General features: G+C 57.0%; 16 protein-coding genes and 2 pseudogenes. 10 read left to right on the top strand and 8 right to left on the bottom strand.

All coding sequences use genetic code 11. The features are described 5' to 3' along the window. Positions 1-7 precede the first annotated feature (7 nt). The 3 genes from accC to HB779_RS15360 all read left to right on the top strand — a co-directional run bounded on the left by accC (position 8) and on the right by HB779_RS15360 (position 2567). Positions 8-1372, top strand: coding sequence for an acetyl-CoA carboxylase biotin carboxylase subunit (accC, locus tag HB779_RS15350; protein ID WP_188343179.1), 1365 nt, complete (start codon positions 8-10; stop codon positions 1370-1372). Then, positions 1369-1983, top strand: a complete 615-nt coding sequence (gene aat / locus HB779_RS15355; protein WP_188343180.1) for a leucyl/phenylalanyl-tRNA--protein transferase — start codon at positions 1369-1371, stop codon at positions 1981-1983. The genes accC and aat overlap by 4 nt, the downstream gene beginning before the upstream one ends. 173 nt (positions 1984-2156) lie before the next feature. Continuing rightward, positions 2157-2567, top strand: a complete 411-nt coding sequence (locus HB779_RS15360; protein WP_188343181.1) for a VOC family protein — start codon at positions 2157-2159, stop codon at positions 2565-2567. A 237-nt stretch (positions 2568-2804) separates the two neighbouring features. On the opposite strand, the gene HB779_RS15365 is transcribed toward HB779_RS15360, so the two are convergent. From HB779_RS15365 to gatB, 5 genes and pseudogenes are all read right to left on the bottom strand, one after another. Continuing rightward, positions 2805-3242: a DUF2155 domain-containing protein gene (locus HB779_RS15365; protein ID WP_244642381.1), complete on the bottom strand. Its 438-nt coding sequence runs from the start codon at positions 3240-3242 to the stop codon at positions 2805-2807. An 84-nt stretch (positions 3243-3326) separates the two neighbouring features. Next, positions 3327-3725: an NADH:ubiquinone oxidoreductase subunit NDUFA12 gene (locus HB779_RS15370; protein WP_188343182.1), complete on the bottom strand. Its 399-nt coding sequence runs from the start codon at positions 3723-3725 to the stop codon at positions 3327-3329. Positions 3726-3795: 70 nt separating this feature from the next. Then, the gene (locus tag HB779_RS15375; protein ID WP_188343183.1) at positions 3796-4284 is read right to left on the bottom strand and encodes a GNAT family N-acetyltransferase; all 489 of its coding nucleotides are present in this window, start codon (positions 4282-4284) and stop codon (positions 3796-3798) included. Then, positions 4281-4789, bottom strand: a pseudogene (locus tag HB779_RS15380) (N-acetyltransferase family protein). The gene HB779_RS15375 and the pseudogene HB779_RS15380 overlap by 4 nt, the downstream one beginning before the upstream one ends. Positions 4790-4792: 3 nt before the next feature. Next, positions 4793-6296, bottom strand: a pseudogene (gatB, locus tag HB779_RS15385) (Asp-tRNA(Asn)/Glu-tRNA(Gln) amidotransferase subunit GatB). Between the two features lie 205 nt (positions 6297-6501). On the opposite strand from gatB, the gene HB779_RS15390 reads away from it, so the two are divergent. After that, positions 6502-7137 carry a cysteine hydrolase family protein gene (locus HB779_RS15390; RefSeq protein WP_188343184.1) on the top strand — a complete coding sequence of 212 codons (636 nt, stop codon included), beginning with the start codon at positions 6502-6504 and terminating at the stop codon, positions 7135-7137. Positions 7138-7487: 350 nt separating this feature from the next. After that, on the top strand, positions 7488-8375 hold the full coding sequence (locus HB779_RS15395) for an alpha/beta fold hydrolase (RefSeq protein WP_188343185.1): 888 nt from the start codon (positions 7488-7490) through the stop codon (positions 8373-8375). Positions 8376-8381: 6 nt separating this feature from the next. Here the strand turns inward: HB779_RS15395 and HB779_RS15400 are convergent, their stop codons facing one another. Then, entirely contained in the window at positions 8382-9026 is a 645-nt protein-coding gene (locus HB779_RS15400; protein ID WP_188343186.1) for a TetR/AcrR family transcriptional regulator, read from the bottom strand. Positions 9027-9132: 106 nt separating this feature from the next. On the opposite strand from HB779_RS15400, the gene HB779_RS15405 reads away from it, so the two are divergent. Together HB779_RS15405 and HB779_RS15410 are read left to right on the top strand one after the other, a co-directional pair. Beyond that, on the top strand, positions 9133-9993 hold the full coding sequence (locus tag HB779_RS15405) for an NAD(P)H-binding protein (protein ID WP_188343187.1): 861 nt from the start codon (positions 9133-9135) through the stop codon (positions 9991-9993). Between the two features lie 4 nt (positions 9994-9997). Beyond that, a complete protein-coding gene (locus HB779_RS15410; protein WP_188343188.1) occupies positions 9998-10486 on the top strand; it encodes a DUF1772 domain-containing protein in 489 nt (162 codons plus the stop codon). Here the strand turns inward: HB779_RS15410 and HB779_RS15415 are convergent. Then, positions 10483-11421 carry a GlxA family transcriptional regulator gene (locus HB779_RS15415; protein WP_188343189.1) on the bottom strand — a complete coding sequence of 313 codons (939 nt, stop codon included), beginning with the start codon at positions 11419-11421 and terminating at the stop codon, positions 10483-10485. The genes HB779_RS15410 and HB779_RS15415 overlap by 4 nt on opposite strands. An 85-nt stretch (positions 11422-11506) precedes the next feature. Here HB779_RS15415 and HB779_RS15420 point away from each other — a divergent pair, with 85 nt between their 5' ends. Then, entirely contained in the window at positions 11507-12193 is a 687-nt protein-coding gene (locus tag HB779_RS15420; RefSeq protein WP_188343190.1) for a DJ-1/PfpI family protein, read from the top strand. 14 nt (positions 12194-12207) lie between these two features. Here HB779_RS15420 and HB779_RS15425 read toward each other — a convergent pair whose 3' ends face one another. Next, positions 12208-13107, bottom strand: coding sequence for a LysR family transcriptional regulator (locus HB779_RS15425; protein WP_188343191.1), 900 nt, complete (start codon positions 13105-13107; stop codon positions 12208-12210). Positions 13108-13230: 123 nt separating this feature from the next. Between HB779_RS15425 and HB779_RS15430 the strand changes: the two genes are divergently transcribed. Both HB779_RS15430 and HB779_RS15435 read left to right on the top strand, forming a co-directional pair. After that, the gene (locus HB779_RS15430) at positions 13231-13842 is read left to right on the top strand and encodes a glutathione S-transferase family protein (protein WP_188343192.1); all 612 of its coding nucleotides are present in this window, start codon (positions 13231-13233) and stop codon (positions 13840-13842) included. 25 nt (positions 13843-13867) lie between these two features. Beyond that, entirely contained in the window at positions 13868-14845 is a 978-nt protein-coding gene (locus HB779_RS15435) for a pyridoxamine 5'-phosphate oxidase family protein (protein ID WP_210302595.1), read from the top strand. Positions 14846-14919: the final 74 nt, after the last annotated feature.

The following is a 14919-nucleotide window of genomic DNA, read 5'->3' on the forward strand; positions in this document are numbered from 1 at the left end:
GAGCGTGATGTTTCAGAAAATTCTCATAGCCAACCGCGGCGAAATTGCCCTGCGCGTTCTGCGCGCCTGCAAAGAGCTCGGCATTCAGACCGTCGCGGTCCACTCGACTGCGGACGCGGACGCCATGCATGTGCGCCTTGCCGATGAAAGCGTTTGTATCGGACCGCCGCCTTCGCGCGACAGCTATCTGAATATTCACCAGATCGTTGCGGCCTGCGAAATCACCGGCGCCGATGCCATCCATCCCGGCTACGGCTTCCTGTCCGAAAACGCCAAGTTCGCCGAAATCCTTGAAGCCCATGGCATCACCTTCATTGGACCCACCGCAGCGCATATCCGCACGATGGGCGATAAGATCGAAGCCAAGCGCACTGCAAAACGTCTTGGCATTCCGGTTGTTCCGGGTTCTGATGGTGGCGTGACCGATGACAAGGAAGCGGCCCGTATTGCTGCGGAAATCGGCTATCCCGTGATCATCAAAGCTTCGGCCGGTGGTGGCGGACGCGGCATGAAGGTTGCACTCAGCGAAGAAGAGCTGTCGGTTGCCCTGTCAACTGCCCGCACCGAAGCTGGCGCAGCTTTTGGCGACGATGCTGTTTACATCGAAAAATATCTGCAGAAGCCACGTCACATCGAAGTCCAGGTCATGGGCGACGGTATGGGCAAGGCTGTGCATCTGGGTGAACGTGACTGCTCGTTGCAGCGCCGTCACCAGAAAGTCTGGGAAGAAGCCAATTCACCGGCACTCAATTCCGACGCCCGCGACCGTATTGGTATGATCTGTGCCAATGCCATGGCCGATATGGGCTATCGCGGTGCCGGCACGATCGAATTCCTTTACGAAAACGGCGAGTTCTATTTCATCGAGATGAACACCCGCCTGCAGGTCGAGCATCCCGTGACCGAAGCCATCACTGGCATCGATCTCGTGCATGAACAGATCCGTGTTGCCTCGGGCGGCGGTCTATCCGTTACGCAGGATGAAATCCGCTTCCATGGTCATGCCATTGAATGCCGTATCAACGCGGAAGATCCGCGGACCTTCGCACCTTCGCCCGGCAAGATCACCCATTACCACACCCCCGGCGGCCTCGGCATTCGTGTCGATTCCGGCGTCTATACCGGCTATAAGATTCCGCCCTATTACGACAGCCTCATCGGCAAGCTGATCGTACATGGCCGCAACCGTGTGGAATGCCTGATGCGCCTGCGCCGCGCACTGGATGAATTCGTGGTCGATGGCATCAAGACGACGCTGCCGCTGTTTCAGGACCTGATCAACAATCCTGACATTGCCAATGGCGACTATGACATTCACTGGCTGGAAAAATATCTGGCTGGCGACGTGAAAGCTGTCGAAGAAGAGGCATGACGGGCAAGGACCCGGCAGAGACCTTCAAAATAGACCCCGAGCTGTTGCTGCGTGCCTATGCAACCGGGGTCTTTCCCATGGCCGAAGAGGCTGACAACCCGGAAATCTTCTGGGTTCGTCCCGAAAAGCGCGGCATTATTCCGTTCGAAAATTTTCACGTTTCACACAGCCTGCGCAAAACCATCCGTCAGGGCCGCTTCGATATCCGCTTCGACACGGACTTTGACGGGGTGATCGACGGTTGCGCCAGTGGCAGCGGCGAGCGTGCCCGCACGTGGATTAATGCCCCGATCCGCGAAGCCTATGGCACATTGTTCGATTACGGCCATTGCCATACGGTAGAGGCGTGGCAGGACAATATGCTCGTCGGGGGGCTTTACGGCATATCGCTGGGATCGGCTTTTTTTGGCGAGAGCATGTTTTCCCGCCAGCGCGACGCTTCGAAAGTCTGTCTCGTTCACCTCGTCAGCCACCTGATCGAAAAAGGGTTTACCCTGCTCGATACCCAGTTCACCACCACGCATCTTGAAACATTCGGTGCGGTGGAAGTGCCCCGGCGGCAGTATCAGAAGATGCTCGAAAACGCACTGGCCCAGCCTGCGCAATTTTAAAACTGTCAGTAGAGTTTTCCAGCGTCATAGCCGTCCTGTGATTGTGCTGTATTGTGGGCTCGATCACAGCTGACAATAAGATTGGCGCGGTCAAAAAAATTTCAAACGGTGTCGGTTTGCAGCTTCCCCAAACGTCCTTGGGGAGCGCCAAACTGGCGACAGAGGAGACTGTTATGAACATCAACGCCTATCTGAACTTCAACGGCCAATGCGAAGAAGCTTTCAACGTTTATGCTAAAGTGCTGGGAGGCACCATTCAGGCGCTGATCCGCTTCGATGAAGCGCCTGAGGGCGGCCAGATGCCTCCGGAAACTGCCAAGCAGATCATGCACGTGATGATGACTGTAGGCCAGAACGCCCTGATGGGCTCAGATGCACCGCCGCCCTATTTCGAAAAGCCCCAAGGCATGCACGTCGCCCTGCATCTCGACACAGCAGAAGAAGCCGACCGGGTTTTTGCTGCGCTGAGTGATGGCGGCAAAATCACCGCACCCATTGGCGAAACCTCCTGGGCAATTCGGTTCGGCATGCTGGTGGACCGGTTCGGTACACCATGGATCATCAACCACGCCAAACCAATGTAATGTTTGGATGATTAAAATCCCGGTGCCTCGGTGCCGGGATCTGGATAACACTGTCGCCACATCCTTACCCTCCCCCAACGTGGGGAGGGTCGGACCATCAGGTCCGGGGTGGGGGGGAACAACCTAACAATCTCACTCAAGAGCTTAGTTCCAAACAGCATTACCCCCACCCCGCTGCTGCGCAGCGACCCTCCCCACAGGTGGGAGGGTGGGAGCCAAGTTCTGTTATGTATTTGATCAGCTCTTAGCGGGCTTTGGCACATCCGAGGACTGCTTGCAGCCCTTGAGCCACACATCATAGACCGGATGTTCAACAGCATTGAGGCCGGGGCTATCGGCAAACATCCAGCCGGAGAAAATCTTGCGGATCTTGCGATCAAGCGTGATTTCATCGACCTCAACAAACGTATCGGTTTTAGGAGTTTCCGTATCGGGCCGCGTGTAGCAGACCCGCGGCGTCAACTGCAGCGCACCGAACTGCACCGTCTCATCGATATAAACGTCAAAGGATGTGATTCGTCCGGTGATCTTATCGAGCCCGGAAAACACGGCGATCGGATTGGAAATCTTATCATCGGCCGCATAAGCAGGTGAAAAGACGCCCGCTGCGATTAAACCGGCCGCAAGGATACGTGTTTTGTGCTGGAAGAGAAAAGACAAGTTGGGACGGATCATTTCAATTCCGGTTGTGTTCGGGCTGACGGGACAGTTTCATACCAGCCCGTCGATAATAACCAATTGTGGCAGAAGAAAATCCGCTCAGGATCCCGGTGTCCACGCGTCGTAATCGCCGGTCACCTCAGGACGGTTGTCGCCATGGGCAATCGAGCCTTTCGGACGGTATGCAGCGGCGGAACCGGTGAGATTCGGCTGATGTGCCTTTTCCCACACATGCGGCTTGTAGTTTTCCTGCGACGGCGCTGTTTCAGCGCGATGATGGATCCAGCCATGCCAGCCGGCCGGAATAGCGGACGCTTCCGCATAACCCTTGTAGATCACCCAGCGGCGCGTACGGCCTTCGGAATCCAGCGTGCCTTCGTAATAGACATTGCCGAACTCATCCTCGCCGACTTTCGTACCCTTGCGCCACGTAAAGAAGCGCGTACCGATCGTCTGACTGTTCCACCAGGTGAAAATCTGTAAAAGGAGGGTCTTCATAGCAATCCTGCTTCGAACTTTGTCGTTCAACTCATCGGGTTATGGCCGTATCGCCTGGGGATAGCAAGGGTCAAGTTGCCGCTGGCCCTGTGTGAACAACCATTTTGAAACCCGCATGGCTCTTCTTGAAACCCAGCCTTTCATAGAAGCGATGGGCATCGACGCGCTTGGCATTTGACATCAGCTGGATCAGCCCGACACCGCGCTCCTTGCCCAGTACGATACAATGTTCGATCAGTTTTGCGCCTATCCCCTTGCCGCGCAGGTCGCTGCGGGTCTGCACCGCACCAATGGTCATGTTGGTGGTGCCGATGCTCGGCAAGGTGGTGGTGAACGTCAACTGTGCCGTGGCAATCACAGCGCCGCCCACTACACCAACAATCAGGATATCACAGTTGCTGGCCTCAATCTGTTCGAAGGCGCGCTCATAGCGTGGCAGAGCTTCCGCTTCGGTCGTATCGCCATGTCCGCCCAGCACATCCTCAGCGAAAATGGCTATCAGTGCAGGCAAATCCGCCCGCTCGGCGCGGCGGAAAACCGCCTCAGTACCTGATGTCACGGTGCAAGCTCATATCCAGTCAGGGATTTTTCCATCACCAGCACCGAAATGCCGGAATTGGCTTCCCCCAATTGTCGGTGCGCGCGCCGGTCAGATCGAATCCCCTGCTTTCATAAAAGCGCCGAGCCTTTTGATTTGACTCGATAACTTCCAGATTGAGCATGTACACGCCGGGGAACGCACTCTCGACTTCCGCCAGCAGCAGCGAACCAACGCCATTGCTCTGCTTGCCCGGATGGACATAAAGCTGGTGAAGATAAGCCAGCTTGTGATCTTTCTGCGAGGCATAGGCCATGCCGTAAAGATCAGCCCCGTCATCGGCGAGGATGAACTCCGAATAGGGCTTTGCCAGCTGCTTTTTCAGCGCATCCAGCGAATGATAGCGGTTGGTGATCGCATTGACCTTTTCGACGCCATAGACGTCGTCATAAGTGGCATGCCAGGTCTCTACGAGCAAATCACGGACGGTCTGTAAATCGTCCTTCGTCGCGCTTCGAATCCACATTCTTTAATCGACAATCCCAAGTTTTGCCTTGACCAGATCACTGACAGCCTGCGGATTTGCCTTGCCACCAGTCGACTTCATCACCTGCCCGACAAACCAGCCGGCCATGGTTGGCTTTGCCTTCGCCTGTTCGACCTTATCAGGATTCGCGGCAATGACATCATCCACTGCTTTTTCGATCGCGCCCGTATCAGTCACCTGCTTCATGCCGCGCGATTCAACCAGCTCACGTGGATCGCCGCCTTCGTTCCAGACGAGCTCGAACAGGTCCTTGGCGATCTTGCCGGAAATCGTGCCTTCTTTGATCAGATCGATAATGCCGCCAAGCTGTACCGGCGAAACGGGCGATTCCTCAATGCCCTTGCCCGCCTTGTTCAGCGCGCCGAGCAGATCGTTGATCACCCAGTTGGCCGCAAGCTTGCCGTCCCGCCCCTCAGCCACCGCCTCGAAATAATCGGCAATCGCCTTTTCCGTCACCAGAATGGATGCGTCGTACACCGAAAGGCCGAGCGAGGTAACCAGCCGTGTCTTCTTGTCATCAGGCAGTTCGGGCAGATCGGCGCGCAATTCGTCCACAAAGGACTGCTCGAATTCAAGCGGCAACAGATCCGGGTCAGGGAAATAGCGGTAATCATGCGCTTCTTCCTTGCTGCGCATGGAACGTGTTTCGCCCTTCACCGGATCGAACAGTCGTGTTTCCTGATCGATCTTGCCGCCATCTTCCAGCACCGCAATCTGGCGGCGTGCTTCATAGTCAATCGCCTGACCGACAAAGCGGATGGAGTTGACGTTCTTGATCTCGCAGCGCGTCCCAAATTCACCGCCCGGCTTGCGCACGGAAACGTTGACGTCGGCGCGCATCGAGCCTTCGTCCATATTGCCGTCGCAGGTGCCGAGATATCGCACGATGGTGCGCATTTTGGTGAGATATGCCTTGGCTTCATCAGCCGAGCGCATATCCGGCTTGGAGACGATTTCCATCAGCGCCACGCCCGAACGGTTCAGGTCGACATAGGACATGGTCGGGTTCTGGTCATGCAGCGACTTGCCGGCATCCTGTTCCAGATGCAGCCGTTCGATGCCGATCTCGATGTCTTCGAACTGGCCCTTGTTGTCAGGACCAACGGAAATGAGCATCGTACCCTCGCCGACGATCGGCTGCTTGAACTGGGAAATCTGGTAGCCCTGCGGCAAATCCGGATAAAAGTAGTTCTTGCGGTCGAAAACCGATTTCAGGTTGATCTGCGCCTTGAGACCAAGCCCGGTGCAGAATCGCCTGACGCACGCACCACTCGTTGATGACGGGCAGCATGCCGGGCATAGCGGCATCGACCAGCGATACATTCTCGTTCGGCTCTGCACCAAAGGTTGTCGAGGCACCGGAGAAGAGTTTCGAATGGGAAGTGACCTGCGCATGAACTTCCATACCAATGACGATTTCCCAGTCGCCTGTGGCACCGGAAACAAAACGCTTGGGTTCGGGCGTGCGGGTATCAACGAGAGTCATACTGGGCTGCTATTCCTGGCTAAATTTGTTTGCATACTGGCTAGTCGAAACCGCCCCATGAGGCAAGTGTTTCTCAATCCTGCGCGATAGAGATTAAAGAAAAGCGGCGGCTTAACGTGCCTTGATCTCGTTTTCGTCCATCCCCATGATAACGTCGGCCGGACTCAGGTGCTGGGGAGCAGCGGCCAATAACGGAGGACACCCGATGCAGAATATCCATGGTCTCGCCATTCCCGAGACACTTGCCGAAGCCACCCGGCCTGAAACCACAGCGCTTGTCGTCTATGACATGCAGATCGGGATATTGCGGCAGATGAAGGAAGGCCCGGCCATTCTGGAGCGCGTGCTGAAAACCCTCGAAATTGCCCGGTCAGCCGGCATCCGCGTCTTCTTCATGCGGCATATGTCGCTGCCCAAACGCATGGCAGGCGCCTTTCAATACAGGCAGATGATGGTATGGCAGCGCAAAACATCAGCTGAAGAGGTCGAGCCCTGGTTTTTGCGCGATAGTCCCGGCTTTGGCCTTGCTCCGGAACTTGCCGTGCGCGATGACGAGGCAATCTTTGACAAGATCACCTTCTCGGCCTTTGAAGGCACACCGCTGGCCATTGCCATGCGCGATTGCGGCCTGAAGAGCTTTATCATCTGCGGAATTGCCACCGAAATCGGCATCGACCCGACTGTGCGCCATGGCGCCGATCTCGGCCTCATTCCCATCGTGGTCACCGATGCCTGCGGCGGCGGCCATCCTGAAGCCGCGGAGCGGTCCATGGCCAACCTGCGGTTTATGGGCGACGCGATGTTCTGTACGGTCGAGGAATTGGCCGCTGCTGTTCAATAGATCGGAGCATCACCATTGCGCGTGGTTCGACAAGCTCACCATGAGGGAGATGGAGGGCTGCAAAGGTTCGGGAACCGTCGCAAAGATCGGTTATTACAGCTCTATGGGAATTACCCCATGCAACCCATCCATCTCCCTCATGGTGAGCTTGTCGAACCACGCGCAATGCCCCTGCTTAACGCTTCAACCAGTGGCCAGTTCTGGGCACTCTCCAAAAAAAGCCTCATACAATTATCCCGGCTATCCGGTACTTGAAACATCGACGCAAACGGACAAACTGTCGGCGGTGCGGGCTTAACCGGGGGCAGACAGCAATGTTAACCTGCGTCAATATCAGAGGGGATATTGGGATGATCGATCGCAAGCGGCTTGCTCTCACCTTGGCCACACTCGGCCTTCTCATGCTTCCCGCAAGAGCATTTCCGGCGGATGCTAGTTGCTCCAGTGTGGACAGCGGCAAATGCACAGTTGATCTTAAAACCGGCATTCGCATGGCCTATCTCGAGACTGGACCGGCTGATGGCAACGTTGTCATTCTGCTGCACGGGTTGACCGACACGGCACGCTCATGGTCCTCTGCCATGGCAACGCTGCATGTTTCTGACCCTTCGCTGCATATTTTCGCCCTCGATCAGCGCGGTCACGGGGGAAGCTGGAAAAAAGCCCTTGAGGCTAAGGGTATCACCAGCCCCGAATCGGTCTGGAACGCCACACCGCATGACGCTGATCCGAACGCCGAAGACTGGATTGCCAAGAACTGGGACGTCGATCCGGCCGCCGATCCGGCGCTTATCAAGGCTATTGTACCCGAAACCGCCAATGTGAAAATGGGCACATGGATCGGTGCGACCGGCGCTCTGCTTGATTTCGACAACACTTCGCGGCTGGCGGAGTTGGGCGTGCCTGCCCTTGTTATATGGGGTTCGCAGGACAGCATTTTCTATCATGATCCGGATCAGACCGGCATCATCGAAGCCCTGCGGAAAGCAGCCACCATACACAAAATTCCAATGATCTGGAAACAGTACGGCATCGACCCGTTGCCCAAATCCGGCGCACAGGAAACCGATATCGGCCACAACGTGCAGTGGGATGCACCGGATCAGGTCGCGGCGGATATTCTCAGCTTCATCAGGACCGGAAAGCCTACACCTGCACTTAGCCGCGCTGTGATAACACCAGCGGGTACGACGATCAAAACAGAACCGGCAGGTGCAACAATCATCAGTTTGCCCTGATCTGGTTCACCCCAGCATCTCCCGCAAAAACATCCGTTTGAAATTTTCGACCAGCGCATCGCCTTCCGCACGATCAACGGAGATGGCCAAATGCATTGTTGCTTCGCCCAATTGCATGATGAGGAAGCTGGAATTTTCCAGTTCATCTCTATCTGCGACAGGATCGATACGGGCACGTGCGGCCGCCAGAACCGTGCCATTCATGCGGCTGTCCGCAAGATCGATATCGCGCAGCGCCTTGTCCGCCTGCGTGCCCGACCAGATGTCCCGCATCACCGGCTCGGCCAGAAACATGGCGTAATAGATGTCAATGAGCTCCGCAAAAGACGACTGTAATCCATTCATATCACTGACATTTTGCAAAGCGTCGGCAATACACTCGCGTCCCAGTACATTATAGCGTTCTGCCAGCGTACGGATGATCGAGCCCTTGTCCGGAAAGTACTGGTAGAGTGAGCCGATCGATATTTCTGCCATCTGCGCCACGTCGCTCATGCGCATGGCATCGCTGCCATTGTCAGCGATCAGTGTCGAGGCACAGGTGAGAATACGCTCCACCCTCTCCCTGCTGCGCCGCTGCGTCGGGTCCTTGCGCGGCATGGTGGCTTCCTTATCCCCGGATGCAGGCGCAATCGGCGTGATCTCGTTCATCGGCAGCGTCTCCACATGTTCATAAATTCCACTTGACTTGCAGAATATGAGGATTTATCACATATTGCAAATGTGAGGATTACTCATATTAACAATGGAGATGAACATGACCGACAGCATCGACAAAACATCCCCGGCAAAACCCATTCTCATCGTTGGCGGCACCGGAAAAACCGGCCGCCGCGTCGTTGATCGCCTGGGTGCTCAGGGCGTGCCCGTCCGCATCGGTTCGCGCAGTGCCAATCCGTCCTTTGATTGGGAAGACCGGAGCACATGGCTCCCGGCGCTTGAGGGCGTGCACGCCGCATACATCACCTATTATCCTGATCTTGCCGTTCCTGGCGCCACCGAAGCGGTGGAAGCACTTGCCAGACTGGCCGTTGCCAATGGCGTCAAACGGCTTGTCCTCTTGTCCGGACGCGGCGAGCACGAAGCCCAGCGCGCCGAAAAGGCGTTGCAGGCCAGCGGTGCCGATTGGACCATTGTCCGTGCCAGTTGGTTCGCCCAGAATTTCAGTGAAAACGTTATGCTGGACTCCATTCTCGCCGGGGAACTCGCCTTGCCGGTTGGTAATGTCGGCGAACCTTTCATTGACACTGACGATATTGCCGATGTGGTTGCAGCGGCACTTACCGACGACCGGCACATCGGCCAGCTCTACGAGGTCACCGGACCGCGCCTCTTGACTTTTGCCGACGCTGTCGCAGAAATCGCCAAAGCCACCAACCGCGATATTCGCTACCTCACAATCACGCCGGAACAATTCTCAGAGGGGCTGGCACAGGAACAGATTCCGGCCGATCTGATTGCACTGCTCAACGAGCTTTTCACTGAGGTGCTCGATGGCCGCAACGAACATCTTACCGATGGTGTACAGCGGGCACTCGGCCGCGCGCCGCGCGACTTCTCGGATTACGTTCAGAAAACGGCAGCGACCGGCATCTGGTCCGGTACATCGAAGGGATAATAACATGTGGCTACCTATTCTCACCCTTTTGGCCGCCCTGGGAAGCGGCCTGATGGCAGGTCTGTTCTTTGCCTTTTCAAGCTTCATCATGACTGCGCTGGCCAAGCTTCCGGCCGAACAGGGCATTGCCGCGATGAACTCGATCAATGTGACGATCATCAACTTCACATTCATGCTCGCCTTCTTGGGCACGGCGGCGATCTGCGTGGTGCTCGGCGTTGTCAGCATCCTGCGCTGGAGCGAATCCGGTTCGCTGGCCCTGCTGGCGGGAAGCGTGCTCTTTCTCGTCGGCACGATCATTGTCACGATGGTGTTCAACGTCCCGCTGAATGACGCTCTGGCCGCTGTCACCGCCCCAGCCAGCCCCGAAGGCGCGAGCGTTTGGGCCACTTACCTCAAGGAATGGCTGCCGTGGAACCATGTACGCACAATTACCAGCTTTGCTGCCCTCGTCGCGTTCATCTTTGCCTTCGCCCAGCAGTCGCAGACTTAGACCCGAAGCGCGCGTGCAGCGCGCTTCAAAGCCTGCGGCGGCTGGCCATAGAGCCGCAGGAAAGCCCGGCGCATGCGCTCCGGATCGGTGAAACCGACCGATATCGCAATGCTCTCGATCGGCTCATTGCCCGATTCAATCCGTACCCGTGCGGCTTCGGCCCGCAACCTCTCCACCGCCTTTGCCGGTGTTTCTCCCGTTTCCGCCCGAAATGCCCTGCCGAACTGACGCGGGCTCAAACACGCCGCCTCCGCTAGCCGTTCCACCGGCAATGCCTCATGCAGATGCTCGCGGGCAAACACCAGTGCACGCCGTACCCTGTCGCTGTCGGGCTCAAGCTCCAGCATGGCTGAAAACTGCGACTGGCCGCCCGGCCTGCGGTGATAGACCACCAGTTCCTGTGCCACTGCCCGTGCCGCAGCCAGCCCCAGGTCTTCCTCGATCAGCGCCAATGCCAGATCAATGCCAGCCGTAATGCCTGCCGATGTCCAGATGGACCCATCTTTTACAAAAATCCGGTCGCCATCCACGGCGATGTGGGGAAAGCGCTTCTGCAGATCACCGGCACGCCGCCAGTGTGTCGTCGCGCGCCTGCCATCAAGAATACCCGCTGCCGCCAGCAGAAACGCTCCGGTGCACACACTGGCGATCCGCCGCGACCGTTCCGCGATTTCTTTGACCAGCGCCGGGAGCGCCGGTGTGTGCGAGCCCAACCGTGCACCATAGCCGCCGGCAACCACCAGCGTATCAAAATGCTGGCCAACCGCTGGCTTCGTCATCACTTCAAGCCCGGCGCTGCTGGTCACCAACCCGCCATCGGGAGAAATCACATGCAGTACATATTCCGCCCCGGCGACCTGAAAAGCAGCCAGCGGTCCCGTCAGATCAAGGATCTGGAACTGGGGGAAGACGAAAAATCCGATATTGCGCGTCATGGCTTAAAATGAGGGTTATATGTCATTTAAGACATTACCTTGCCGTTCTATGTTTGGCATGTCAACCCAAGCGAAAGATTCCGCCATGCCCGCTCCAATCACTATCGTCATTGCCATTTATGATGGCGTCACGCATCTCGATTTCACCGGGCCGCACCAGTTTCTCTCCCGCTTGCCCGATGCAAAGGTGATTGTCGCCTCCATGGGCGGAGCCGATATCCACGCGGACAACCTCGTTTTCACGAATCTTGAGGACCTTGCGAGCATCGGGTATTGCGATGTGCTGTGCGTACCCGGTGGTGGTGGCTGTACGGCAGCGATGCAGAATGCGGATTTTGTTGCCGTGATCCGGCATCTTGGCCTTTCCGCACAATACATCACGTCCGTCTGCACCGGTTCGCTGCTCCTCGGCGCTGCGGGTCTGCTGCAAGGCAAACGCGCCGCCTGCCATTGGGCATGGCGCGACCTGTTGATCCCCTTTGGCGCCATCCCCGATACGGGCCGCGTTGTGCGCGATGGCAACATTCTGACTGGCGGCGGCGTCACCGCTGGCATCGACTTCGTCCTCACCCTGATTGCCGAGTTGCAGGGCGATGATGTGGCCCAGCGCATCCAACTGATGCTGGAATACGCTCCGGCCCCGCCGTTCAGTTCAGGTCGGCCGGACACAGCCCCGCAGGCCATTGTCGATGTGGTGCGCAGAAATATGCAACCATTCGTCAAACAGCGTCAGGATGACGTTGCGCTTGCCGCAGAACGAATGGCAGGCTGAGCCGCCAACCCATCCTAGACGGCTATATGTTCATTGGCGCGCAGCCGTTGGGCCGCAAAATCAACAAATGCCCGCATCCGCGCTGAAGCCGTGCGCCCTTCAGCGTGGATGATGTGGATCGGCACCGGCTCTTCCTCAAAATCTGCTAAAACACGTTGCAGCCTGCCGGACTGAATGTCGTGGGCAACCTGATAGGACAGAAAGCGCGAGACACCCCATCCCGCAGCGGTGGCATCTATCGCCGCCTCATTGGTATTGCACAGCAAGCGGCTGGTGACAGGAATTCTGATCTGTGAATTCTTTCCGAAACGCCATTCTGCACTGCCGAATAATCCGCTGCGCGCAATGAAGCGGTGATTACGCAAATCGTCCGGCGTCAGCGGAACGCCATATTTGACGAAATAGGCAGGCGCTCCGCACATAACCCGCCTGATCGAACCGACCCGCAAGGCGGTCAGACTGGAATCCGGGAGATGGGCAATCCTCACCGCAACATCGATGCCTTCGTCGATCAGGTTGGTAACGCGATCAACAAACACGGTGCGGATGCTGATTCCTGGATAAAGGTCGAGAAACTCCAGAATAATCGGCAAAACATAGATTCGGCCAAACAATGTCGGCGCTGTAATCGTCAGCGTACCGGCCGGTGCTGAAAAGCTGCCGGCAGCCTGCGCCTCGGCTTCATCGATCTCTGTAAGAATGCGCCTGCAATCCTGCAGATAGCGCTGCCCGGCTTCCGTCAATTTTACCGAGCGGGTGGTCCTTACCAGCAATCGGGCCCCGATGGAGCGCTCGAGAATGGCAACTGCACGGGTCACGGTGGCCGCGCTTGTTCCCAAGGTCTTGGCAGCGCTGGCAAAGCCTCCCTGTTCGGCAACCAGACTGAAAATCCGCATTCCACTCAAACGGTCCATTGGCTGCCTCTCACCTGATTATTTCAGTATATGCAATAGTTAAGTGCATAAAGTATGGATTGAGTTGTTTATGAAAAGCAATCACATTTGCTGCAGGTTAACGAAAACGCCGAGGACAATGTCATGCAACTCCACTATCACCCGCTTTCAGGCCACTCCCATCGGGCACACCTGTTTTTGTCGTTGATCGGTGCCGATTTCGAATTGGTGCTGGTTGATATCAAGAGCGCCGAGCATAAATCCGAGGCTTTTCTCGCGCTCAATCCGTTTGGTCAGGTGCCGGTGCTGGTGGACGGACAGACGATCATCCCGGATTCAAACGCCATTCTGATTTATCTGGCCAAGAAGTTTGAGCGCACCGATTGGCTGCCGGAGGATGCGCCCGGTGCCGCGCGTGTCCAGCGATGGTTGTCCGTTGCGGCGGGTCAACTGGCCTTCGGCCCTGCTGCAGCGCGCCTTGTCACGCTCTTCAACGCGCCATTTCGCCCGGAAGAGGCCATCGCCAGAGCCCACGCCATCCTGAAGCTGATCAACGCCGAATTGACCACACAAAAATGGATTGCCGGGGATGGGCCTACCATCGCCGACATCGCGCTCTACAGCTATGTCGCGCGAGCGCCCGAAGGCAATATTGATTTATCCGCCTATAGCGCTGTGGAAGTCTGGTTGCAGCGCATCGAAGCCCTGCCCAACTTCGTTCCCTTTGTGAAAACACCGCTGGCAACGGCGGCCTGATTTCCACCGGTTCCGGAGAACAATCATGTCATACCCCACCCCTTCTGCACCCTGGCATCCCGGGGAAACAGCGCTTCAAAACAGAATGGGCGTTGCGGAACGTATGGCGGAAATCGGCAAAAAGGTTATCCGGACCGAGCTGATTGAGCAGCACCGCGAGTTTTATCCGCTGTTGCCCATGGTTGTGCTTGGAGCAGTCGATCCGGCGGGGGACGTTTGGGCGACGGTCCGGGCCGGACGTCCCGGATTTCTGACTGCCCCCACCCCTTACGCGCTTCATGTGGATTTGCCACGCGACCTGTCCGATCCCGCTGATGCGGGTATGGATGGCGGCGCTGCTTTGGCCCTGCTGGGCATTGATCTGCGGACGCGCCGCCGCAACCGGTTGAACGGGCATATCACACGCACCAGCGACACAGAGTTTGAACTCGGTGTAGAGCAGAGTTACGGCAATTGTCCGAAATATATTCAATTGCGCAGCATGGACATGCTCGATGATCCGCGGCGGCCCTACACGGGGACTGTTGAGGAAATCACAGACCTTGATGCCGCGGCAAAGAGCCTTGTCACGCGGGCCGACACATTGTTCGTTGCGTCCTACGTTGATCGGCCGGACGGAGCGAGACAGGTTGATGTCTCCCATCGCGGTGGTCGCTCCGGCTTCGTGCGCGCCACGAAGGATGGCAGCCTCGTCGTTCCCGAATTCACGGGCAATCGCTTTTACAACACGCTTGGAAATTTTCTGGTGAATCCGCGTGCAGGTCTTGCCTTCATCAGCGAAGGCCAGTTGCTGCAGATGACCGGAACGGCCGAAATCATTGGTCCGGATCAGGTCGGCGGCTTTGCGGGTGCAGAACTGTTCTGGAAGTTTTCGCCCAAAAAGATCATACGCCGGGAAGCCCGTCTGCCGCTGAACCTCGACATGACCGACGATAGCTGGTCGCCCAATTCACTCGCGACAGGTATCTGGCCGGAAAACGCAAGATCAGCCTCCGGTCTTTGACCGGTGCCTTTGCAAACGCAGAATCAGCCAAACAAAATCCCGCTTGCGACTCACATAAGTCTGTGCTTATGTAT

Source organism: Phyllobacterium sp. 628, assembly GCF_014189505.1.
In the GTDB taxonomy this organism is placed as follows: Bacteria; Pseudomonadota; Alphaproteobacteria; order Rhizobiales; family Rhizobiaceae; genus Phyllobacterium.